This window comes from Gallibacterium trehalosifermentans (assembly GCF_042433055.1).
In the GTDB taxonomy this organism is placed as follows: domain Bacteria; phylum Pseudomonadota; class Gammaproteobacteria; order Enterobacterales; family Pasteurellaceae; genus Gallibacterium; species Gallibacterium trehalosifermentans.
The window spans coordinates 81,955-104,906 of the sequence record NZ_JBHLWB010000003.1; the positions used below are offsets into that span (position 1 = coordinate 81,955).

Annotated in this window: 26 protein-coding genes; 16 read left to right on the top strand and 10 right to left on the bottom strand. The window is 37.4% G+C overall.

Features of this window, described 5'->3' with window-relative positions:
* The first annotated feature begins 1 nt into the window (after position 1).
* The 10 genes from ACFFHK_RS03695 to mnmA are packed head-to-tail and all read left to right on the top strand — an operon-like array spanning position 2 to position 8,280.
* A complete protein-coding gene (locus ACFFHK_RS03695; RefSeq protein ID WP_382369549.1) occupies positions 2 to 1,240 on the top strand; it encodes an NADH:ubiquinone reductase (Na(+)-transporting) subunit B in 1,239 nt (412 codons plus the stop codon).
* Positions 1,233 to 2,003, top strand: a complete 771-nt coding sequence (locus tag ACFFHK_RS03700; RefSeq protein ID WP_382369552.1) for a Na(+)-translocating NADH-quinone reductase subunit C — start codon at positions 1,233 to 1,235, stop codon at positions 2,001 to 2,003. The genes ACFFHK_RS03695 and ACFFHK_RS03700 overlap by 8 nt, the downstream gene beginning before the upstream one ends.
* Entirely contained in the window at positions 2,003 to 2,626 is a 624-nt protein-coding gene (locus ACFFHK_RS03705) for an NADH:ubiquinone reductase (Na(+)-transporting) subunit D (protein ID WP_382369555.1), read from the top strand. Before ACFFHK_RS03700 ends, ACFFHK_RS03705 begins: the two co-directional genes overlap by 1 nt.
* A gap of 3 nt (positions 2,627 to 2,629) precedes the next feature.
* The gene (nqrE, locus tag ACFFHK_RS03710) at positions 2,630 to 3,226 is read left to right on the top strand and encodes an NADH:ubiquinone reductase (Na(+)-transporting) subunit E (RefSeq protein WP_382369559.1); all 597 of its coding nucleotides are present in this window, start codon (positions 2,630 to 2,632) and stop codon (positions 3,224 to 3,226) included.
* 13 nt (positions 3,227 to 3,239) lie between these two features.
* On the top strand, positions 3,240 to 4,463 hold the full coding sequence (gene nqrF / locus ACFFHK_RS03715; RefSeq protein WP_382369562.1) for an NADH:ubiquinone reductase (Na(+)-transporting) subunit F: 1,224 nt from the start codon (positions 3,240 to 3,242) through the stop codon (positions 4,461 to 4,463).
* Positions 4,464 to 4,490: 27 nt separating this feature from the next.
* Positions 4,491 to 5,540: an FAD:protein FMN transferase gene (locus ACFFHK_RS03720; protein ID WP_382369943.1), complete on the top strand. Its 1,050-nt coding sequence runs from the start codon at positions 4,491 to 4,493 to the stop codon at positions 5,538 to 5,540.
* Positions 5,540 to 5,767 carry a (Na+)-NQR maturation NqrM gene (nqrM, locus tag ACFFHK_RS03725; RefSeq protein WP_382369565.1) on the top strand — a complete coding sequence of 76 codons (228 nt, stop codon included), beginning with the start codon at positions 5,540 to 5,542 and terminating at the stop codon, positions 5,765 to 5,767. Before ACFFHK_RS03720 ends, nqrM begins: the two co-directional genes overlap by 1 nt.
* Positions 5,768 to 5,823: 56 nt before the next feature.
* Positions 5,824 to 6,171 carry a WG repeat-containing protein gene (locus tag ACFFHK_RS03730; protein ID WP_382369568.1) on the top strand — a complete coding sequence of 116 codons (348 nt, stop codon included), beginning with the start codon at positions 5,824 to 5,826 and terminating at the stop codon, positions 6,169 to 6,171.
* Positions 6,172 to 6,209: 38 nt separating this feature from the next.
* Positions 6,210 to 7,106, top strand: a complete 897-nt coding sequence (locus ACFFHK_RS03735) for a DMT family transporter (protein WP_382369571.1) — start codon at positions 6,210 to 6,212, stop codon at positions 7,104 to 7,106.
* A 19-nt stretch (positions 7,107 to 7,125) separates the two neighbouring features.
* Positions 7,126 to 8,280 (top strand): tRNA 2-thiouridine(34) synthase MnmA, encoded by a 1,155-nt coding sequence (gene mnmA, locus ACFFHK_RS03740; RefSeq protein ID WP_382369574.1) that lies wholly within the window; start codon positions 7,126 to 7,128, stop codon positions 8,278 to 8,280.
* A 372-nt stretch (positions 8,281 to 8,652) separates the two neighbouring features.
* Here the strand turns inward: mnmA and ACFFHK_RS03745 are convergent, their stop codons facing one another.
* The 3 genes from ACFFHK_RS03745 to cscK are packed head-to-tail and all read right to left on the bottom strand — an operon-like array spanning position 8,653 to position 12,075.
* Positions 8,653 to 9,669: a LacI family DNA-binding transcriptional regulator gene (locus ACFFHK_RS03745; protein ID WP_382369577.1), complete on the bottom strand. Its 1,017-nt coding sequence runs from the start codon at positions 9,667 to 9,669 to the stop codon at positions 8,653 to 8,655.
* Positions 9,666 to 11,132, bottom strand: a complete 1,467-nt coding sequence (locus ACFFHK_RS03750) for a glycoside hydrolase family 32 protein (RefSeq protein WP_382369580.1) — start codon at positions 11,130 to 11,132, stop codon at positions 9,666 to 9,668. The genes ACFFHK_RS03745 and ACFFHK_RS03750 overlap by 4 nt, the downstream gene beginning before the upstream one ends.
* Before the next feature lie 16 nt (positions 11,133 to 11,148).
* Positions 11,149 to 12,075 (bottom strand): fructokinase, encoded by a 927-nt coding sequence (gene cscK / locus ACFFHK_RS03755; RefSeq protein ID WP_382369583.1) that lies wholly within the window; start codon positions 12,073 to 12,075, stop codon positions 11,149 to 11,151.
* 203 nt (positions 12,076 to 12,278) lie between these two features.
* Between cscK and ACFFHK_RS03760 the strand changes: the two genes are divergently transcribed.
* Positions 12,279 to 13,703 (top strand): sucrose-specific PTS transporter subunit IIBC, encoded by a 1,425-nt coding sequence (locus tag ACFFHK_RS03760; RefSeq protein WP_382369586.1) that lies wholly within the window; start codon positions 12,279 to 12,281, stop codon positions 13,701 to 13,703.
* Positions 13,704 to 13,774: 71 nt separating this feature from the next.
* Here the strand turns inward: ACFFHK_RS03760 and ACFFHK_RS03765 are convergent, their stop codons facing one another.
* From ACFFHK_RS03765 to ispB, 3 genes are read right to left on the bottom strand one after another with little or no spacing between them, the layout of a single operon-like run.
* Entirely contained in the window at positions 13,775 to 14,257 is a 483-nt protein-coding gene (locus tag ACFFHK_RS03765) for a PM1805 family lipoprotein (protein ID WP_382369589.1), read from the bottom strand.
* A 42-nt stretch (positions 14,258 to 14,299) separates the two neighbouring features.
* On the bottom strand, positions 14,300 to 15,010 hold the full coding sequence (locus ACFFHK_RS03770; RefSeq protein ID WP_382369592.1) for an epoxyqueuosine reductase QueH: 711 nt from the start codon (positions 15,008 to 15,010) through the stop codon (positions 14,300 to 14,302).
* 11 nt (positions 15,011 to 15,021) lie between these two features.
* Positions 15,022 to 15,993: an octaprenyl diphosphate synthase gene (gene ispB, locus ACFFHK_RS03775; protein WP_382369945.1), complete on the bottom strand. Its 972-nt coding sequence runs from the start codon at positions 15,991 to 15,993 to the stop codon at positions 15,022 to 15,024.
* Between the two features lie 262 nt (positions 15,994 to 16,255).
* Between ispB and rplU the strand changes: the two genes are divergently transcribed.
* From rplU to ACFFHK_RS03800, 5 genes are all read left to right on the top strand, one after another.
* A complete protein-coding gene (gene rplU, locus ACFFHK_RS03780) occupies positions 16,256 to 16,567 on the top strand; it encodes a 50S ribosomal protein L21 (RefSeq protein ID WP_382369595.1) in 312 nt (103 codons plus the stop codon).
* 19 nt (positions 16,568 to 16,586) lie between these two features.
* Complete coding sequence (gene rpmA, locus ACFFHK_RS03785; protein ID WP_382369598.1) at positions 16,587 to 16,844, top strand: 50S ribosomal protein L27; 258 nt, start codon at positions 16,587 to 16,589, stop codon at positions 16,842 to 16,844.
* A gap of 81 nt (positions 16,845 to 16,925) precedes the next feature.
* Complete coding sequence (mutM, locus tag ACFFHK_RS03790; RefSeq protein WP_382369601.1) at positions 16,926 to 17,756, top strand: bifunctional DNA-formamidopyrimidine glycosylase/DNA-(apurinic or apyrimidinic site) lyase; 831 nt, start codon at positions 16,926 to 16,928, stop codon at positions 17,754 to 17,756.
* 141 nt (positions 17,757 to 17,897) lie between these two features.
* Complete coding sequence (gene pckA, locus ACFFHK_RS03795) at positions 17,898 to 19,511, top strand: phosphoenolpyruvate carboxykinase (ATP) (protein WP_382369604.1); 1,614 nt, start codon at positions 17,898 to 17,900, stop codon at positions 19,509 to 19,511.
* Between the two features lie 83 nt (positions 19,512 to 19,594).
* Positions 19,595 to 19,738 (top strand): hypothetical protein, encoded by a 144-nt coding sequence (locus ACFFHK_RS03800; protein ID WP_382369607.1) that lies wholly within the window; start codon positions 19,595 to 19,597, stop codon positions 19,736 to 19,738.
* 55 nt (positions 19,739 to 19,793) lie between these two features.
* Here ACFFHK_RS03800 and rarD read toward each other — a convergent pair whose 3' ends face one another.
* The 4 genes from rarD to fabD form a co-directional block, all read right to left on the bottom strand.
* The gene (rarD, locus tag ACFFHK_RS03805; protein ID WP_382369610.1) at positions 19,794 to 20,699 is read right to left on the bottom strand and encodes an EamA family transporter RarD; all 906 of its coding nucleotides are present in this window, start codon (positions 20,697 to 20,699) and stop codon (positions 19,794 to 19,796) included.
* A gap of 70 nt (positions 20,700 to 20,769) precedes the next feature.
* Positions 20,770 to 21,000, bottom strand: coding sequence for an acyl carrier protein (acpP, locus tag ACFFHK_RS03810; RefSeq protein WP_382369613.1), 231 nt, complete (start codon positions 20,998 to 21,000; stop codon positions 20,770 to 20,772).
* A gap of 250 nt (positions 21,001 to 21,250) precedes the next feature.
* Positions 21,251 to 21,979: a 3-oxoacyl-ACP reductase FabG gene (fabG, locus tag ACFFHK_RS03815; RefSeq protein ID WP_382369947.1), complete on the bottom strand. Its 729-nt coding sequence runs from the start codon at positions 21,977 to 21,979 to the stop codon at positions 21,251 to 21,253.
* Positions 21,979 to 22,929: an ACP S-malonyltransferase gene (fabD, locus tag ACFFHK_RS03820; protein WP_382369616.1), complete on the bottom strand. Its 951-nt coding sequence runs from the start codon at positions 22,927 to 22,929 to the stop codon at positions 21,979 to 21,981. The genes fabG and fabD overlap by 1 nt, the downstream gene beginning before the upstream one ends.
* Positions 22,930 to 22,952: the final 23 nt, after the last annotated feature.

A 22,952-nucleotide genomic window follows, 5' to 3' on the forward strand; every position in this document is an offset into this window, starting at 1 on the left:
AATGGGTTTAAAACATCTTTTAGAGAAAATGGAACCTGCATTTTTACCAGGTGGTAAATATGAGAAGTGGTATGCCTTATATGAAGCAACGGCGACATTCTTATATACTCCAGGTACGGTAACGGGGAAGGCTTCTCATATCCGTGATGCGTTAGATTCTAAACGTATGATGGTATTAGTGTGGTTGGCATTATTCCCAGCAATGTTCTATGGAATGTTTAATGTAGGTAATCAATCAATTATGGCGTTAAGTGTAGGTGATTTTGCACAAAACCTTGCACAAAATGTCAACAATGATTGGCATTTTGCTTTAGCAAATGCACTTGGTGTAGTTGCACCAGATGCAGGTGTTTTGGCAAAAATGGTATTAGGGGCAATTTTCTTTCTACCAATCTACCTAACTGTATTTGCTGTTGGTGGTTTCTGGGAAGTTTTATTTGCGACTATCCGTAAACATGAAATCAATGAAGGCTTCTTTGTAACCTCTATTTTATTAGCGCTAATTGTTCCGCCGACTTTACCGTTATGGCAAGCCGCATTAGCGACAACTTTTGGGGTCGTGGTCGCAAAAGAAGTGTTTGGTGGTGTGGGTAAAAACTTTATGAACCCAGCGTTAGCAGGGCGTGCGTTTTTATTCTTTGCTTATCCAGCGCAAATCTCAGGTGATGCAGTTTGGGTTGCAGCTGATGGTTTTTCTGGTGCAACAGCACTTTCTCAATGGGCAAATGGTGGCGAAGCAGCGTTAAAACACATTACAACTGGTCAACCAGTACAATGGCTAGATGCGTTTTTAGGTAATATCCCAGGTTCTATTGGTGAGGTATCAACCTTAGCACTATTAATTGGGGCAGCGGTTATTGTTTTTGCACGTATTGCATCATGGCGTATTATTGCTGGTGTGATGATTGGTATGATTGCAACAGCTACATTATTCAATCTTATCGGTTCTACAACAAACCCAATGTTCTCAATGCCTTGGTATTGGCATTTAGTGTTAGGTGGTTTTGCATTGGGAATGTTCTTTATGGCAACTGATCCAGTTTCAGCCTCTTTCACTAATAAAGGTAAATGGTGGTATGGTGCATTAATCGGGGTAATGTGTGTATTGATTCGTGTAGTAAATCCAGCTTATCCAGAAGGTATGATGTTGGCTATTTTATTCGCTAACTTGTTTGCACCATTGTTCGATTACATTGTTGTTCAAGCGAATATCAAACGTAGGAGAGCACGTAATGTTTAAGAAAGATAGTGTTGGCGGAACAATCCTTGTTGTTGTTTTGGTTAGCTTAGTTTGTTCTATTATTGTGGCAAGTGCGGCAGTTGGCTTAAAGTCGATACAAAATGAACAAAAATTATTAGATAAACAAAAAAATATTTTGAGTGTAGCGGGTTTATTACCACTAAAAGCAAAAGATGCTGAGATTAAAGCACTTTATGCGCAAAATATTGAGCCGAAAGTTGTTGAGCTAGCAACAGGGGATTATGTAAGTAATATTACTAATTTTGATGCTCGTGTCGCTGTAAAAGATCCTGCACAAAGTGTAGTGATTAATACAGATGATGATAAAGCAGGTATCAAAGTTCGCGCTAAATATGCAGAAGTGTATTTAGTAAAAGATGCTCAAGGTAATGTTTCACAAATTGTATTACCAATTTATGGTACTGGGTTATGGTCTGTGATGTATGGTTTCGTTTCTGTGGCTCCAGACGCAAATACTATTAAAGGGATTACTTATTATGAGCAAGGTGAAACCGCTGGTTTAGGTGGTGAGATTGCGAATCCAAATTGGCAGAAATATTTTGTCGGCAAAAAACTATTTGATGCCCAAGAGCAAGTGGCGATAAAAATCGGTAAAGGCGCTTCGGCAGATAAAGATCACGGTATCGATGGGTTATCTGGCGCAACGTTAACCACGAAAGGGGTACAAGGGTCTTTTGATTACTGGTTTGGTCATAATGGTTTTGGTCCATATTTGGATAAAATTAGAGCGGAGGCTAACTAATGGCTAATGTGAAAATGAAAGATTTATTGTTATCGCCAGTTGTAAATAACAACCCTATTGCGTTACAAATTTTAGGTATTTGTTCGGCGTTAGCGGTAACAACAAAATTAGAAACTGCCGTAGTGATGGCGATTGCAGTGAGTTTAGTTACTGCATTTTCAAGTTTCTTTATTTCTTGTATCCGTAACTATATTCCTAATAGTATCCGTATCATTGTGCAAATGGCGATTATTGCATCATTAGTAACACTAGTGGATCAAGTGCTACAAGCGTTTGCCTATGAGTTATCTAAGCAATTATCTGTATTTGTTGGGTTAATTATTACTAACTGTATTGTGATGGGGCGCGCTGAAGCGTTTGCTATGAAAGAACCTCCAGTAGCAAGCTTTGTTGATGGCTTAGGTAACGGTATTGGCTATGGATCTATCTTAATTATTGTTGCATTTTTACGGGAATTAATTGGATCAGGTAAAGTGTTTGGTATTACTGTATTACAAACTATCCAAGATGGTGGTTGGTATCAAGCAAATGGTTTATTCCTTTTAGCGCCGAGTGCATTTTTTATTATCGGTTTCTTAATTTGGGGTTTGAGAACTTGGAAACCTGAACAGGCGGAGAAATAATCAATGGAACATTATTTAAGTCTATTTGTTAAGTCCATTTTTATCGAAAATATGGCACTTTCTTTCTTCCTTGGAATGTGTACATTCCTTGCGGTTTCCAAGAAAGTTTCAACAGCTTTTGGTTTAGGGATTGCCGTTATCGTGGTATTAGGTATTGCTGTCCCAGCGAATCAAATCGTTTATACCCATATTTTAAAAGATGGTGCATTAGTTGATGGCGTAAATTTAAGTTTCTTACGTTTTATCGTCTTTATTGGTGTTATTGCAGCGCTAGTTCAAATTCTTGAAATGGTATTAGATAAGTTTTTCCCAGCGTTATATAACGCATTAGGGATATTCCTGCCATTAATTACTGTAAACTGTGCAATTTTCGGTGGTGTATCATTCATGGTTCAACGTGAATATAACCTTGCTGAATCTGTTGTTTATGGTGTTGGTGCTGGTACAGGCTGGCTGTTGGCTATTGTTGCATTAGCGGGTATTACTGAGAAGATGAAATATTCCGATGTACCAAAAGGATTAAAAGGATTAGGTATTACTTTTATTTCTGTTGGTTTAATGGCACTTGGTTTTATGTCTTTCTCAGGAATCCAGTTGTAAAAGGGGATAAAGAATGGAAATTACATTAGGAATAGCGATGTTTACCGTCATTATTTTAGTATTGGCGGTATTGATCCTGTTTGCTAAATCAAAGCTAGTAAACTCTGGTGATATTACTATCAGTATTAATAACGACCCTGAAAAAGCCATTACTTTACCAGCAGGTGGAAAATTACTCGGTGCATTAGCAAGTCAGGGAATTTTCGTTTCATCTGCTTGTGGTGGTGGTGGCTCATGTGGTCAGTGCCGAGTGAAAGTAAAAAGCGGTGGTGGTGATATTCTTCCGACAGAATTATCACACATCAATAAGAGAGAAGCGGCGGAAGGTTATCGCTTATCATGCCAAGTTAACGTTAAAAGCAGTATGGATATTGAATTACCAGAAGAAATTTTTGGCGTGAAAAAATGGCAATGTACTGTTATCTCAAATGATAACAAAGCAACCTTTATTAAAGAATTAAAATTAGCCATTCCTGAAGGAGAAGAAGTGCCTTTCCGTGCGGGTGGTTATATCCAAATTGAAGCAGATCCACATACTGTAAAATATAGTGATTTTGATATTCCAGAAGAGTATCAAGATGATTGGAAAAAATTCAATTTATTCCGTTATGTGTCTAAAGTTGATGAACCAATCGTGCGTGCGTATTCAATGGCATCTTATCCTGAAGAAAAAGGGATTATTATGTTGAACGTGCGTATTGCAACGCCTCCACCAAGAAACCCTGACGTACCACCAGGTCAAATGTCATCTTATATTTGGTCATTAAAAGCAGGTGATAAGGTAACGATTTCTGGTCCATTTGGTGAATTCTTTGCTAAAGATACTGATGCAGAAATGGTATTTATCGGTGGTGGTGCAGGTATGGCACCAATGCGTTCGCATATTTTCGATCAGTTAAAACGTTTGAAATCTAAGCGTAAAATGTCATTCTGGTATGGTGCACGTTCAAAACGCGAAATGTTCTATGTTGAAGATTTTGATATGTTACAACGTGAGAATGATAACTTCGTTTGGCACGTAGCATTATCTGATCCATTGCCAGAAGATAACTGGGACGGGTATACAGGCTTTATTCACAATGTACTTTATGAAAACTACTTGAAAAATCATGAAGCACCAGAAGATTGTGAATACTATATGTGTGGACCGCCAGTGATGAATGCAGCGGTTATTAAGATGCTGAAGGATCTTGGTGTAGAAGACGAAAACATCTTATTAGATGATTTCGGTGGTTGATAAATTAAATATTTATTAATTATGTTATTGAAAAAACTAACTTATTGGCTGGTCCTTGTAGGACTAGCCTTTTTTCTTACCGCTTGTGGTAAACAGGCTCAGATTATTACTCTCTCTGGTAAAACCATGGGGACAACTTACCATATCAAATATCTCGATAATGGTATTGCTACTGAACCTGATATGGCACATCAAAAAATTGATGAATTATTAAAAGAAGTTAATCATCAGATGTCCACGTACCAAAAAGATTCTGAATTAAGTCTGTTTAATCAAAGTCAAGAAGTTGATAAGCCATTTGTGGTTTCTGCTGATTTCATGACTGTAGTGAAAGCGGCTATAGATCTTCATCAAAAAACAGAGGGTGCGTTAGATGTAACAGTGGGTCCATTAGTTAATTTATGGGGTTTTGGTCCAGAAAAACGAACAGATAAAGAACCATCTGCAGAAGAAATTGCTGCACGTAAAGTTTGGACAGGTATTGATAAGTTAGCAGCTACTGAGTCAGAGGGTAAGCCTGCATTGATTAAAAAGATTCCTGAACTGTATGTTGATCTTTCTTCGATTGCGAAAGGATTTGGTGTTGATAAAGTAGCAAGTTACTTAGATAGTATTGGGGTAACAAATTATTTGGTCGAAATTGGTGGTGAGATTCATACTAAAGGTGTCAATGAAAAAGGGCAACCATGGCAAATTGCGATAGAGAAGCCAGAGTTTGATGGTTCGCGAGCGGTGGAGCAAATTGTTGGTTTGAGCAATCTTTCAATGGCGACCTCAGGGGATTATCGTAATTACTTTGAGGAAAATGGAAAGCGTTTTTCGCATGAAATCGATCCAAATACAGGGTATCCATTACAGCATAACCTTGCTTCTATTACTGTTATCGATCCGAGTTGTATGATTGCAGATGGTTACGCAACAGGGTTATTTGTATTAGGACCTGAAAAAGCATTAGCCGTGGCAGAAAGAGAAAATTTAGCAATCTATTTAATTATTAAAACCGATAAGGGGTTTGAAGTAAAAATGTCGCAGGCATTTGCGAAGTTAATGGATACTAAAAAAGAAGGAGAGAAATAATGAAACTATTTTTAGTAACCTTTGGATTTTTTGTGGTTGTGATGTTCGCGATGGCGATTGGCTATTTAATTAAACGTAAAACAATTAGTGGTAGTTGTGGTGGTATCGCTACATTAGGCTTAGAGAAAGTCTGTGATTGCCCAGAACCTTGTGAAAATCGTAAAGCTAAAATGGCGAAAGAAGCTGAACGTCAAGCAAAATTACAAGAAGCGGGTCGAATTTTATAACAGCAATCGTGTTGAGGCTTGTTGGACAAGCCTCTCTTTCTTAAGAACAAATCACCTTGAAAACTTATATATTATTATCGGTTCTTATTTGTGTATTGAGTGGTTGTACTACTCAGGCGCAATATCGTCCTTATCATTTTGATAATGGAGAAGACTATGTCGTGGAAGGAATGGTGCGTATTGTTGATCAACAAGGACGAATTGGCTATGCCGATCAAGAGAAAAAGGTCATTATTCCCCCTCGTTTTGTTTGTGCATTTCCCTTTGAAAATGGTCGAGCTAAAGTGGCTGATAAAGGACAAATTCAAGAAGTACTGGGTTCAAAGGGAGAGTATCATTATTGTCAAAGTGATGCTTGGTACTATATTGATCGACAAGGTAATAAAGTTTCAGATACAGAATAGTGCATAATGGATTATTTGTATCACGATAAGGAAATATAATGTTTAAAGGAATACTACTTGCCTTACTGGCGGCAGCACTAAATGGGACGATTGGTATCTTCAGTAAGGTATTAATTGAACATGGTATGACGATTGAGGCAATCGCTTTTATTAAAACGTTGTGGGCGTTTATCTTGATTAGCCTATTATTAGGACGCCAAACCCAGCGCACTCAATTACAAGACATTCAAACAGCATTTACCTCAGTAACAACCTTATTACTACAAATTGCTTTTTGCGCTTTCTTAGGCATTTTTGTGCTATTTTTCTTTGAAACCACCGCTTATCAATACGGACAAGCAGCAAATGTGGTTGTAGTATTAATGGCAGCCGCTGCGGTGTCGGCATTAATTGGTGGTTGGCTATTATTAGCGGAAAAAATCACGTTGTCGGCAATCATTGGTACACTTGTCGCCATAACGGGTATTTTTATTATTTCGTGGGCTGGGAGTAGCAGTTGGCAAGCAGTGTTCTATGCAGCACTAGCAGGCAGTGGTTATGGTATTTTTTCTGTCTTAGTTAAACGTTTTGATTTAAAAGGTGGATTACCACTAACTAAAATGTTGATGTTGTTTGGCGCACTATTTTTATTCATTCCATTTGTACAAAATTTACAGCCGATTGAGTGGAATATCAGTGTGGTATTGAATTTGCTGGCGTTAGCGATTTTGCCAACCTTATTGGGGTTTTATTGCATTACCAAAGCATTAGCTTGTATTAGTGCTGCCAATGTACAAGTAACAGGATTATCAGAACCGATTTTTTCAATGTTACTTGCATGGATCTTTTTAAATGAGGTTCCAACAAGTCAATTTTTCTTAGGGGCGGTTTGTATCATAATCGGCATTATTTTGATTAATCAGTTATACCGAGTATCACCTAAAACAGAAGGGTAGAGAAAATAAAGGATAAAAAATGACATTAATTTCAAAAACATTCACCAGTTTAATCACCATCACACCAGAACAATTTGCCAAAAATCAACAGAAGAAAGTGATTGTAGGAATGTCTGGTGGTGTCGATTCTTCCGTTTCGGCTTATATTCTACAGCAGCAAGGCTATCAAGTTGAAGGCTTATTTATGAAGAATTGGGAAGAAGATGATGATACAGAATATTGTTCTGCGGCAACTGATTTAGCTGATGCACAGGCTGTTTGTGATCGTCTTGGTATTCACTTACATAAAATTAATTTTGCAGCAGAGTATTGGGATAATGTTTTTGAACATTTTTTACAAGAATATAAAGCAGGCAGAACACCAAATCCTGATATTTTGTGTAATAAAGAGATTAAGTTTAAAGCCTTTTTAGAATATGCCGCAGAGGATTTAGGCGCTGATTATATTGCCACAGGGCATTATGTGCGCCGTTGTGGGGAAGATGATAATGCACAACTATTACGTGGCTTAGATAGTAACAAAGATCAAAGTTATTTTTTATATACGTTAAGTAGCAAGCAAGTTGGGCAAAGTCTATTCCCTGTCGGGGAATTAGAAAAGCCTGTGGTGCGTCAAATTGCAGATGAGTTAGGATTAGCGACTGCGAAGAAAAAAGATTCAACAGGGATTTGCTTCATTGGTGAACGGAAGTTTAAAGACTTTTTAGCACGTTATTTACCAGCCCAACCTGGGGATATTCGTACGGTAAATGGCGAAGTAATTGGTCGCCATGATGGCTTGATGTATCACACTTTAGGACAACGCAAAGGCTTGCGTATTGGTGGTTTAAAAAATGCAGGCGATGAAGCGTGGTATGTGGTGGATAAAGATCTTGAACATAATGAACTGATTGTGGCACAAGGACACGATCACCCAAGATTATTTTCTATCGGTTTGATTGCTGCTCAATTACATTGGGTGAATCGTCAACCTATTACGCAACGATTACGTTGTACAGTGAAAACGCGTTATCGCCAGCAAGATGTGGCTTGTGAGATTATTCCTATCAATGATGAAAGCATAGAAGTGCGTTTTGACGAACCACAAATGGCGGTAACACCAGGACAATCAGCTGTATTTTATCTTGATGAGGTTTGTCTTGGTGGGGGGATTATTGAGCAGCAGATTCGTTAATGGGATAAAGATGTTATTGTGTGTAATGAAAATTTAGTTTTTTGACAAAGTCATATATCAATATTCTTAGCTAAATTTAGGTTTCGCCCTAAAGGGCGACTTCATTTTTTTGTTCGTGCAAAAAAACGAAGCAAAAAAAGCACGCCCTAGTGCCTTGTTATTCCCTCATTCCGTCAAGATTTTTCGGGCGGCAAAAAACTGATATTTTTCTTCGTAAAACTCAGAAAAATTAGACGTTTTTTGCCTAAAAATCCTTCCTACATTCGGACAAGGCACAAGGGAATCTATTAATTATTTTATCGAGATCTATTTTTGAAATTAGATTTGTCAGCAGTCTAAAGCCTTTATTTCACAATAAAGGCTTTTAATCGATTAATTTCGCCAAATAATTTTCGCTGGAATAATTTGATTTTCAACTGTCTCACCTTTCAGTAGTGCTTGTAGCATCACAAACAGTTGCTGCGCAATTTTTTGATGGTTTTGTTGAATGGAATTAATTTTGAACGGCAAGCAATTCAATAGCTCATAGTCATCAAAGGTAGAAAGGTGCATTTTTCCTGAGGTCAGTTGATCAAGTAACTGATGATCGTTGAGAAAACGTAACACCCCCTCTAATAGCGCATACGATCCTGTAAAAAGGGCGTGTGGTAAACGACCCAGTCTATGATAAAGTTGCTCAATCGCCAGATAAGCACTCTCAGCATAATAAGAGGTTTGGATAACCCAGTCAGGTTGTAATGTTAAGTTTGCTTTACGTAAACCTTGCTTAAAACCAGATAATCGTGCGGTACTTGGGCGTAATTCGGCTTGTCCCCCGATATAGTAAAATTCGGAGAGTTGATAACGTTGGCATAAAGTATCAATTAGCTCAATGACCGCACTTTCATCATCGGTAATAATGAATGGTGTGCTGCTTTTTTGAGTAGCGCGGTCAAGTTGAATGACAGGAACGTTAATGTTTAAACCACGATAATAAGCCGCATCAGCATGAATTGGTGTGGTAATTAATAGATCAATTTGCCGATCAAGCAAGCGTTCAATCGCAATCGTTTCCTGTTGTAGCATTTCATCAGAGCACGCAATGATGAGTTGTAAGCCATTATCCCGACAGAGCCGTTCTAATGTTTTTGTCGTCGCAGCAAACCCTAAATTGGAAAAATCAGGAATGACTAATCCGATGGTATTGCTGCGCTGTGCTTGCAAAGCTCGGGCAACACTATTCGCTTTATAGTGATGTTTTTTAGCAATCGCGAGAATTTTTTCTTGGGTTTCTGGTTTGATGCGGAAATTATTCCCACGACCATTTAATACCATGCTGACAGTAGTTTTCGATACGCCTGTTAATTGGGCAATGTCCGTAATTGTCAGTCGTTTACTATTGGTATTCATAACGTATCCTTGTCAAAATGGATTGGTAAAACGCTACCTATTGTTACTGTCATTGGTTGTTCTACCACAATAACATTCTGCTTATTTTCAATAAAAAAGCGAGAAGTCATTGCTTTTTCGCCATGATTGAAGAAGATTTCAATAATGGAATGATCAATAAAAATATCAATTTCGTCTAATTGTTCAATTTTGCAGTAACGTTGTTGCCCAAACTGACGCATACTTTCTGTTTGCTCAGTTTGACTCCGATCTAAACAGAAAATACCGTTTTTATAGCTTAATGTAAGATGCTGTTGTTTGTCATTGCTAAATAAACGTAAGCAGAATGGCTGTTGTTTCACCGCAAGATGCAGATAACTTTGTGTGAGATTAGGATATTCTAGTTGATCAGTAATGGTATATTGCTGGCATTGTTGTATATTTTTTTGAACTTGTTCGATTGGATATTGATAAATTGTCGTCCCTTCTAACCAAAGTTTACGAGGTAAGGTGAGCATTGAATGCCATTGATAGCGATCGGTTGGGTATTGTAAATCAGGCAGCCCACACCAGCCATACATGATGGTTTCATCAGTGTTATTAAGCCCAGAAAAGGTTTGTGGGGCATAAAAATCAAAACCTTGATCTAATTCAGCGAAATTTTCAATGTTGAAATTCCGCTCTTGTAGTTGTCCGACTACATAAGTGGCATGATAATTATTTTGGAATTGATTGGTTTCCCGTTTTTTTCCTTGAGGCGACCAGATAAAAATATCTTTCCCACTCAGTTTTGTTAAATCAGGGCATTCCCACATAAAAATCTGCTGGTTATCAAAAGGAGATAATGTTAATTCACCTAATAAACGTGGCGTATCTTGCAGTGAATCCATTTCATATAACAGGGCTGTCCCAGAAAGATTGTCTCGTTGTGCGCCTAACACAAAGCGAATTTTGCCATTTTCTGTAACAAATGGTTTTGGATCACGGCAGTGTTCCGTGTAGCCTTGCGGTGCTGCTGTGAGTAATGGGCGTTTTTCTAATAATGTGCCGTTACGATCAAAAATGGCAATATTTTGAAAAGGAATGCGTTGATTGTCGCTTTCTCGACGTGTATTCCCAGTATAAAACACCACGATTTTGTCTTGATAATTAATTGCACCGCCTGAATAACAACCATGGGATTCAAATAGTTCATCTGGGATTAAACAATCAGCTAATTCAAAATGTTGAAAATCTTTGGTGCGGTAATGACGCCAGTGCTTCATGCCATGAAAAGCACCAAAAGGGAACCATTGGTAAAAAATATGGTAATGATCACCATCAAAAATTAAACCGTTAGGGTCATTCAATAAACCTGTTGGCGGAGCAAGATGATATTTTGGACGATGATGAATATCTTGCGCAACTTGTTCTGCAAGTTGTGTTAATTCATTAGGTTGTGCAGTATGAAGACTACGATATTTACCTTGGTTAAAAATAATCATCTTTGCTCTCCTCTAATTAATTGTTTAATAGTTGTTGTAATTGCTGTTTGTTTGGTAAGGCTGACATGGCACCTTTTGCTGTGGTGGCTAAACCACCGCAGAGGTTAGCTTGGATAATGGCTTGTTCTAATACTTGAGCATTTTGCCATTGGTTATATTGTGCTAAACCTTGCAACATACCACCTACAAACGCATCGCCAGCACCTGTGGTATCGACGACGTTAACTTTATTACCTGTGATTTTGCCACTAATTTGTTGATAGAAATAAACCGCCCCTTCTGCACCAAGTGTTACCAGAATTAATTTATCAGGGTACTGTTGGCGTGTTTGCTGAATAGCTTGTTCAAGATTTTCAAGACCGCTCAATAGGCAAATTTCTTCTTCGGAGAATTTAATTACATCAGCACATTCAATCATTTTTTTGACTTCTGCAAGCATAGTTTGTTGATCAGCCCATAAGCTTGGTCGTAAGTTTGGATCAAATGAGACAAAACCGCCTGCTTGCTTAATTTGTTCCACCGCTTGTTGCACGGTTGTACGAGAAGGTTGATGAATGAGGGCGATGGAACAGAAATGTAACCATTCTCCTGATTTAAATATTGGCAGATCGGTTGGTTGGAGAAATTGATCTGCACTTGGGTTGACCATAAAAGTAAAGGTTCTTTCACCAGCATGATCAAGATCCACAATAACTGTTGATGTACGATGCTCTGGATCGAGGTGCATATAAGTAGTATCAACTTTTTCTGTTGATAATGTTTGTTGTAAGAAACGTCCTAAGGGATCGTTACCCACTCGTCCAATGAAACCGCTTTCGCCCGATAAACGAGAAATGGCGACCGCAACATTCGCAGGCGCACCACCTGGACAGCGTAAATAGTGATGTTCACCATCTGGTAATAAATCAACAACGGCATCACCTAAAACCCATACTTTATTCATACTTTTATCCTCTTTAGGTTATCTATGAGAAAATTCTAGCTAAACCGTTTTAGTTCGGCAAATTTATTTGTAAAATTTATATTGAAAGTGTTATCTGGATCACAAAATTGAGATCTTATTTTTTATCTGGATAGATTTTACTAAAACGTTTTAGCTATAATTAATCTTATTGATAATTTAACCACCTACTAGGAGAAAAACCGATGGATTTTCCAAAAATTGCAAATCTGCTCATTGAGAAGTTGGGCGGTAAAGAAAATATTAGTGGCGTTGCGCATTGTGCCACACGATTACGTTTAGTCTTAAAAGATGAAAGTAAAGTTGCTAAAGAGGCGATTGAACAAATTGAAGGCGTTAAAGGACAATTTTCAGTTGCTGGACAGTATCAAGTCATTTTCGGTTCTGGGACGGTAAATAAAGTACACGCCGCCATGACTGAGATTTTAGGGCTGGGCGATATGACCAAGAGCGATGTTGCTAACTTGGGTGCAGAAAAACAAAATATTTTACAACGATTAGTAAAAGGTTTAGCGGATATTTTTGTGCCAATTATCCCAGCTATTGTGGCGGGTGGTTTGCTAATGGGATTAGCAAATGTTTTCACTGCACAAGGTTTATTTATTGATAATCAATCATTAATTGATGCTTATCCAAATCTTTCTGATCTTGCTGCAATGATCAATACCTTTGCAAACGCACCATTTGTCTATTTACCTATTCTGTTAGCCTTTTCTGCGAGTAGAAAATTTGGGGGCAATCCATTTTTAGGGGCGGCATTAGGTATGTTAATGGTGCACCCTGATTTATTAAATGGTTGGGGATTTAGTGCTGCAAGTTTATCTGGCAATATTCCATACTGGGATATTTTAGGTTTCCATATTGAAAAAGTAGGTTATCAAGGTTCAGTATTACCAGTATTAGCCGCAACATGGATTCTGGCTAAATTAGAGAATGGTTTCCGCAAAGTGATTCCATCAGTATTAGATAATCTGTTAACTCCGTTACTTGCGTTATTTATTACAGGCATTTTAACGTTTACTTTTGTTGGACCAATTACTCACAAATTAGGTTTCTTAATTGGAGACGGGTTGACTTGGTTATATGACACGACAGGGGTTGTTGGCGGGGCAATCTTTGGGGCTTTCTATGCGCCGATTGTGATTACGGGTATGCATCAAACTTTCATTGCGATTGAAACCCAATTATTAGCCGATATTGCGCATACTGGCGGTACCTTTATTTTCCCAATCGCAGCAATGTCAAATGTCGCACAAGGTGCAGCTTGTTTAGGGGTAATGTTCTTAATTCGAGATGCAAAAGTGAAAGGTATTGCATTACCATCAGGTATCAGTGCGTTGTTAGGGATTACTGAACCAGCCATGTTTGGGGTGAACTTAAAGTATCGTTATCCATTTATCGCTGCGATGATTGGTTCTGGCGTATCAAGTGCATTTATCGCTTTCTTCCATGCAAAAGCACAAGCCTTAGGTGCGGCTGGGTTACCAGGTATTATTTCAATCAAACCAGATAGTATTGCGGTTTATTGTATTGGAATGTTGATTTCGTTTGTGGTTACGTTTTCCATGACATTATTGTTAGGATTAAGAGCTAAGAGAAAGGCAAGTTAGTTTTATTGCTTAAGAAAAAAGGCTGGTAAATCCAGCCTTTAATCTATTTATTTTTGTGAGAATGAAATAATTTATTTCTTTTGTTCAGTGTCATTCACTTGCTTTTGTAAATCTTCTAATGCTTTTTCTGCATCGGCTAAACTTTGTAATGTTTTCTCTTGTAAGCTAGTATAAGTTTGAATTTCTTCTTGTGATGGTTGGTGATTGACTAAATCCGCCGACATCTTCATTAAATCAACAAGGAGTTTTAAACTGTCGTTATATTTTGTTTGGATTAGTTTAGTTTCTGCACTTTTCATATTTAAATCATTGAATGCTTTTATGGCAGTTTGGGTATTGTCAATAATGGTATCATACACTTTTACTTTATCTTCCCCAGTTTTTGCTGCCTCAAGCTGTTGAGCTAATTGAACAAAGTGCTCTGATTGTAGAGAGGTTTTAATAACCTGATTGATAGCGTCTATATCCGTTTTTAATTCCACTGTTTTATCGCCACAGGCAGCAAGAAATAACGTAAATAAACTTACTAAGAAAAAGTTTTTTAATTGTTGCATAAAATTATATCCTTAAATAAAAGATTGAATTAGATAAATGAATTAATCGGCAGAGTAATAAAGTTTACCGATTTCGATTTTGGCACGACCTTGCGATTCACGCCATCTATTGGTGTCGCGTAAAGAATAAACGCAGCCACAATATTCTTGTTGATAGAACCTTTCTCGTTTGCTGATTTCAATCATTCTTTGAGAACCGCCACCTTTACGCCAGTTATAGTCCCAATAAACGACATCATCATATTTTTCCGCAGCACGATGACCACACCCATTAATTTGATTCATATCTTTCCAGCGAGAGATACCTAAACTGCTGGTAAAGACAGGGAAACCATGTTCGTGAGCATATTGTGCAGCTTTTTCAAAACGCATATCAAAACACATGGTACAACGGATACCGCGTTCAGGTTCATCTTCCATTCCTTTGGCTCGCTCAAACCATTCAGCTCGATCATAATCAGCATCAATAAATGGAATATTATACTGCTCCGCAAAACGAATGTTTTCTTCTTTGCGAATTAAATACTCTTTTTGTGGGTGAATATTTGGGTTATAGAAATAAATAGTAAAATCAATTCCTGAGGCTAATAAGGCTTCCATTACTTCACCAGAACAAGGCGCACAACAGGAGTGTAATAACAATTTATTGTGTCCATCAGGTAAGGTGAGTTTTGGACGCACAAATGGTGCATTAGGATCTTTTGCTGTTTTCTTTTTTCTTCCTCGAGGAAGATTTAGTTGGATCTCTGACATAACTTTACATCTTAATAACTTCGTTCAACAGAAATTTTTGCAAGGGAAATAAGCGCATCTTTATACGGACTATCCTCAATGATTGCGAGTGCATCAATCGCCTTTTGTGCTTCAACTTTTGCTTTTTCAACGGTGTATGTTAAAGAGGCATATTTATCCATAATCGTTTGAATCTCGGTAAGATATTGACGACCATGCCCATTTTCAATAATAGAACGAATTAGTTGGCTTTCTTCTTGGGTTGAGTGCTGCATTGCATGAAGTAAAGGCAGTGTTGGCTTGCCTTCTTCTAAATCATCACCGAGATTTTTACCTAATTGGTCAGCATCGGCACGATAATCCAAAACATCATCAATTAATTGGAAAGCAGTACCAAGGTAACGACCATACATTTTCATTGCAGATACTTTCTCTGGTGAGGCTTCTGCTAATAGCGCAGAACACTCTGCAGCAACCTCAAATAGGCGAGCTGTTTTACTATAGATAACCTGCATATAGCTCTGTTCGGTCGTATTTGGATCATTACAATTCATGAGTTGTAAGACTTCACCCTCAGCAATGACATTTACTGCATCAGACATCACTTGTAATACAGGAAGCGAACCTAATTGGGACATTAATTGGAACGCACGAGTATAGATAAAATCACCAACTAATACGCTTGCCGCATTACCGAAAATAGCATTGGCGGTGTCTTTTCCACGACGTAACGTAGATTCATCAACGACATCATCATGAAGCAATGTAGCGGTATGAATAAACTCAATAAAAGTTGCACAAGTAATATGTTTATTTCCTTGATAATGCAAGGCATTAGCAACTAAAACAGCTATTAAGGGGCGAATACGTTTCCCACCACCGTTAACAATGTAGAAACTTAGTTGATTAATAAGTGCAATATCAGATTGTAACTGTTGTGAAATCATCGCATTCACAGCTTTCATATCATTAGCTGATAATACTTGAATATCCTGTAAATCCATACTTTCCTTCATAATAATGGCATAAGAAAGTGCATATAATACTTTCATATCAAAATGACCGATGATTTTACCTTAAAAATTCATTTTTCTAAAATTAAACAATAAAATTCAGCAAGATTTTTTATTTTGTTGAAAATCCACACTTGCTATTTTGTTTTTTTTTCCGTAAAATCCGCGACCTATTATGTGAATTTTAAAGTGCTGAGTTAGCTAACCTTAGGGTTTGATTTGATAGCACTATTATTTAGCGGAGTTTTCTTCTATGTACGCGGTTTTCCAAAGTGGCGGCAAACAACACAGAGTGAGCGAAGGTCAAGTTGTTCGTTTAGAAAAACTTGAAGTGGCAACAGGTGAATCAGTTGAATTCGATTCTGTGTTAATGGTCGTTAATGGTGAAGATGTTAAAATTGGTGCACCAGTTGTTGCTGGGGCAAAAGTAGTGGCTGAAGTTGTTGCTCACGGACGTGGCGAAAAAATTAAAATCGTTAAGTTCCGTCGTCGTAAACATAGCCGTAAACAACAAGGTCATCGTCAGTGGTTCACTGAAGTGAAAATCACTGCAATCAACGCTTAATTCAAAGGAGATCAGATAAATGGCAACTAAAAAAGCTGGGGGTTCAACCCGTAACGGTCGCGACTCTGAAAGTAAACGTCTTGGTGTTAAGCGTTTCGGTGGTGAATCTGTATTAGCAGGTAACATCATTGTTCGTCAACGTGGTACTAAATTCCATGCTGGTACAAACGTTGGTATGGGGCGTGATCATACTTTATTCGCAACTGCTGATGGCAAAGTGAAATTTGAAGTAAAAGGCGAAAAAAGCCGTAGATACGTAAGTATTGTAACTGAATAATTTCAAATAATGTTTTATGAAAAACTGCACTTTAATGATTAAAGTGCAGTTTTTTTATGCCTTAATTTTAGGAATTGAGTGATGCCAGAATTACCTGAAGTTGAAACAACACGATGTGGAATTTTACCTTATCTACAAGATCAAATGATTGATCATTTGGTTATTCGTACACCCCGTTTGCGTTGGCCAATTAGCCAAATGCTTTTTAATTTAAAATCAGAACGGATTATTGCGGTCAATCGTCGTGCTAAATATCTGATTATTCAATTAGAACTTGGTTATATCATTGTGCATTTGGGAATGTCAGGATCATTACGTATTGTTTCTGCAACAGATCCCGTGGATAAACATGATCATATCGATCTCGTTTTAGCAAATGGCAATATCTTACGCTATAACGATCCTCGTAAATTTGGTGCTTGGTTATGGACGGAATCACTTGAGCAGTTTTCTCTCTTTGAAAAACTTGGACCTGAACCATTAAGTGAAGCATTTACTGGTGAATATTTGTTTTCTATAAGTCGTAAACGCCATACTGCAGTCAAATCGTGGCTAATGAATAATGCTGTTGTGGTAGGGGTAGGAAATATTTACGCTAATGAAGTATTATTTCGTTGTAAGATTCACCCTATGACTGAAGTAGCGGCATTGAGCATAGTGCAATGTGAGTCTTTGGCAAGTCAAATCAAATCCATTTTGCAACAGGCAATAGCACAAGGTGGCACGACGCTACAAGATTTTGTTCAACCAGATGGGAGACCTGGTTATTTTAAACAGGCTTTGAATGTATATGGACGTAAAAATGAGCCTTGTGTAGATTGTGGGGCACCTATTGAAAGTCTAATGATTGGTCAGCGTAATAGTTTTTATTGTCCAATCTGTCAATTAATTTCTGCTAATGAAAAGATCTAAATAAAAATTAAAAAATCAAAAAATTTTTTACTACCTCTAATGAGTGAATAGCAGAAATTTGATCTAGATAACGTTTTTTTTTTGAAAAAAGGATTAGAATGCAAAAGGTGATTTTTTTATTTAATTTAAAGGAAAACTATTATGTCAAATTTAAAAGCTTATTTAGACTCAGTTGGTATTCATGATGTAGCTGAAATTGTTCATAATCCAAGTTATGAACAACTTTTTGCGGAAGAAACAAAAGCTGAGCTACAAGGCTATGAAAAGGGGCAAGTTACTGAACTTGGTGCAGTGAATGTAATGACTGGTGTTTATACTGGTCGTTCTCCAAAAGATAAATTCTTCGTTAAAGATGAAACAACCAAAGATACTATTTGGTGGACGTCAGATGAGTACAAAAACGATAACAAACCAGTTACACCAGAAGCTTGGAAAGAAATTAAAAAATTAGCAACTGAAGAGTTAAGTGGTAAACGTTTATTTGTTGTTGATGCATTCTGTGGTGCAAATGAAAGCAGCCGTTTAAAATTACGTTTTGTTATGGAAGTGGCATGGCAAGCACACTTTGTAACGAATATGTTTATTCGCCCAACAGCAGAAGAATTAGCGAACTTTGGTGAGCCAGACTTCGTGATTATGAATGCTTCTAAAGCGAAAGTTGAGAATTATAAAGAATTAGGCTTAAACTCTGAAACGGCAGTTGTCTTTAACTTAACTGAAAAAGTACAAGTTATCTTAAATACCTGGTACGGTGGTGAAATGAAGAAAGGTATGTTCTCTTACATGAACTACTTACTTCCATTAAGAGGTATGGCTTCAATGCACTGTTCTGCTAACACCAGCAAAGATGGTAAAGAAACAGCGATTTTCTTCGGTCTTTCAGGTACAGGTAAAACTACATTATCAACAGATCCTAACCGCCTGTTAATTGGTGATGATGAGCACGGTTGGGACGATGATGGTATCTTTAACTTTGAAGGGGGGTGTTATGCAAAAGTTATCAACCTTTCTAAAGAAAATGAACCAGATATTTATAATGCGATTCGTCGTGATGCGTTATTAGAAAATGTAACTGTTGATGCAAATGGTAAAATTGATTTTTCAGATAAGAGCGTAACGGAAAATACTCGTGTTTCTTATCCAATTTATCATATTGATAATATTGTTAAACCAGTATCAAAAGCTGGTCATGCCAACAAAGTTATCTTCTTATCAGCTGATGCATTCGGTGTATTACCACCAGTGTCAATCTTAACGCCTGAACAAACTAAATATTATTTCTTATCTGGTTTCACAGCGAAATTAGCGGGTACAGAACGTGGCGTAACTGAGCCAACTCCAACATTCTCAGCTTGCTTTGGTGCGGCATTCTTAAGTTTACACCCAACTAAATATGCTGAAGAATTAGTTAAGAAAATGGAAGCGAATGGTGCGAAAGCATACTTGGTAAATACAGGTTGGAATGGTTCTGGTAAACGTATTTCAATCAAAGATACTCGTGGTATTATTGATGCGATTTTAGATGGTTCTATTGATAAAGCGCCAACGAAGAAAATCCCAGTATTTGATTTCGAAGTACCAACTGAATTACCTGGTGTAAACCCTGCAATTTTAGATCCGCGTGATACCTATGCAGAAAAAGGTGAATGGGAAAAACGTGCAGATGATTTAGCAGAACGTTTCACTAAGAACTTTGTGAAATATACTGGTAACGAAGCTGGTAAAGCGTTAGTAGCTGCAGGTCCTAAAAAATAATGCAGTTGAGATGATTATATAGTGATAGCACCTTACCTTTTTAGGTAAGGTGTTTTTTCATCTCTTGAATATGAAAGGAAGTAATGATGCGTAGGAGTTCTCGCCGAACATTAAAAAATTTTAAAACATTAAGAATTCGTCGTTTAATGTTATTGAAACGGATCCAAAAACGTAAACAATATATTCAAGCTAGACATAGAATTCGCTTCTTAAAAGAACAAGAATAATTAGTGTTTGGTTTGTAAATATTTTGTATCTAATTTATCAAGAAATCAGTAAATCTTATTTGATTGATTTAATTTTCTTCGCAGTAGGTGTGATAAAACTGTTGATTGCTAAAACACCTAATGCACTCCAGATAAAACCATAGGTGATATACGCTGCTACAGGCATATCAATATTAAGAAGAGTAACAGAAATCACAAATAGTAATGCTGGTTCTATATAGCTAAGTAAACCAAATAATTTCATTGGTAGGATTGTACTAGAAAGGATATTAAAGAACATTGATAATGCACTTACGGCTCCTAATAATGGTAATAAAATCCAATATCTGGGTTCATTACTAATTAATTGCCAGACATCTTGTTGTGGTAATAAATACAGTACAGCAAAAGGAGCAATAAGTGTTAAATCTAGTGTTAATCCTGGCAGAGTAGGAATATTCATAATCCTGCGTGATAAGTAATACGGAGGGTAGAGCAGAACGACCCATAGTGTAGCCCAAGAAAAAGCATAAGTTCGATAAAGCTCATGTAAAATACCGCAGATTGCTAAGATCAATGCAAATAATTGCAATCTTGAAAGTTTTTCCTGCCAAACAACTTTTCCTGCAAATACCATAACCAGTGGGAAGAGAAAGTATCCCATCGCAACATTTAACCCCTCTCCATTAATGGGCGCCCACATAAAGATCCATAATTGGCTGCCTAAGATACAAGTACCAAGTAACATTATTACCCAACGGCGAAAGGATTTACCCAGTGTATTTACGATAAAAGAAAAAATACTTTGTTTATTTGTGCTTACCAAAGAAAGTCCCCATAATCCCAACATCATCACAACAATTCGCAAAGCAAAGATTGTGCTGCCTGTGAGTGGTTGCATTGCATAGCTAAATAAATAGAGTGAACTAAAAAGAACTTGGGAAAATATGCAAAGGGTTATACCAAGAATGATCGGATTCATTTTTCTGTGGGGGTAATAAACAAAAAGGATTATCTATTAGATAATCCTTTTTCGCAAAAATCAACTAAAATTATTGATGATTTTGAACGTAATCAATCGCAGATTGAACAGTAGTAATTTTTTCTGCTTCTTCATCAGGAATTTCAATATCAAATTCTTCTTCTAAAGCCATTACTAATTCAACTGTGTCTAAAGAATCAGCACCTAAATCTTCAACGAAAGATGCTTCTGGTTTAACGTCTTCTTCTTTAGCGCCTAATTGATCAACAATAATTTTCTTGACGCGTTCTTCAATGCTCATTTGTTAATTTCCTATTTGTTTATTCTGCAAGAGGAGAAATTGTATGCATATTTAATTAAGTTGCAACTGTTAAATTGGAGGTCAAACCTCACTTCTAACCAGAAGGTCGGAATCAGTATGCATACATTGACCAAGTTACATACTCGGCGCTCATTTTATCATTAAGTATAGTGAATTGCTATGCTTTCCTTATTTGAAATGAATAATGTAAATGAAAGTATCTATGCTGTTACAAATTGATAACAGCATATTAATTCATATACATTCCACCATTTACATGGAGTGTTTCACCAGTAATATAACCTGCATCATCTGAAGCTAAGAAAGCAACTGCTTTTGCAATATCCTTTGGCTCACCTAAACGCCCAGCAGGCACTTGTGCTAAGGTTGCCACTTTTTGCTCTTCTGTTAATGCGTCAGTCATATCTGTTGCAATAAAGCCGGGGGCAACTACATTGACTGTAACACCTCGAGAAGCCACTTCTTTTGCTAATGCTTTTGAAAAACCAATAATCCCTGCTTTCGCTGCACAGTAATTTGCCTGCCCAGGGTTTCCCATTGAACCAACGACAGAACCAATACTAATAATACGCCCAAAGCGTTTTTTCATCATGCTACGTAAAACCGCTTTGGAGAGATGGAAGACGGAACTTAAATTGGTCTGTAAAATGACGTCCCAATCCTCTTCTTTCATTCGCATCATCAGGTTATCACGAGTGATTCCAGCATTATTAACTAATACATCAATATCGCCAAATTCTTGTTTAATCTGCTCTAAGAGATTATTGATTGATTCTAGAGAGGTAACATTTAATACTAAACCTTTACCATTTTCACCAAGATAGGCAGAAATAGCATTTGCCCCATTTTCACTGGTAGCGGTTCCTATTACAGTAAAGCCTTTATTGACAAGCTCTTCAGCAATCGCTTTACCAATACCACGACTTGCGCCTGTTACTAATGCGATTTTTTGCATAATTATTCCTTTTCTTCGTGAGTGAAAGTAGCTACTTCTGCCAATGACGCGTTGTCATTAACTGCAGTAGATTGAATTGCCGAACTAATACGTTTATTTAAACCAGTTAATACTTTATTTGGACCGATTTCAAAAGCGAACTCAATGCCTTGTTTTTCCATTTTTTCCACAGTTTCAGTCCAACGGACAGGGTTGTATAGCTGGCGTACTAACGCATTGCGAATAGCATTTGGATCTGTTTCTGTTTTGACATCAACATTATTAATGACTGCGATTTGTGGCTGTTTGAAAGAAATAGATTCTAAAGCAACAGCAAGTTGATCGGCTGCGGGTTTCATCAATGCACAGTGTGATGGCACACTCACCGCTAAAGGTAACGCACGTTTTGCTCCTGCTTCTTTACATAATGCTGCGGCACGTTCTACGGCAGCTTTATTTCCAGCAATAACAACTTGTCCAGGTGAATTGAAGTTCACTGCTGAAACAACTTCCTCTTCTGCAGCTTGTTCACAAGCTTGGATAATTTTCTCATTTTCTAAACCAATGATTGCGTACATAGCACCCGTCCCTTCTGGAACAGCTTGTTGCATCAATTTGCCTCGTAATTGCACAAGTTTAATTGCATCTTGGAAATCAATTACTCCAGCACACACTAAAGCAGAATATTCACCTAAACTATGTCCAGCCATAACGGTTGGCACTAATTCTGGATATTGTTGTTGCCATACACGGAAAATTGCCACCGATGCGGCTAATAATGCAGGTTGAGTGCGCCAAGTTTTATTCAGTTCTTCGGCACTTCCTTGTTGTACTAATGCCCAGAGATCGTAATCCAGTACCGCTGATGCTTGTTGGAAAGTTTGTTCAATAATTGGGAATTGAGTTGCTAATTCGGCAAGCATTCCAATAGCTTGAGAACCTTGCCCAGGGAAAACCATTGCAAATTTTTTCATGATATAACCTTTATTAATTTTAA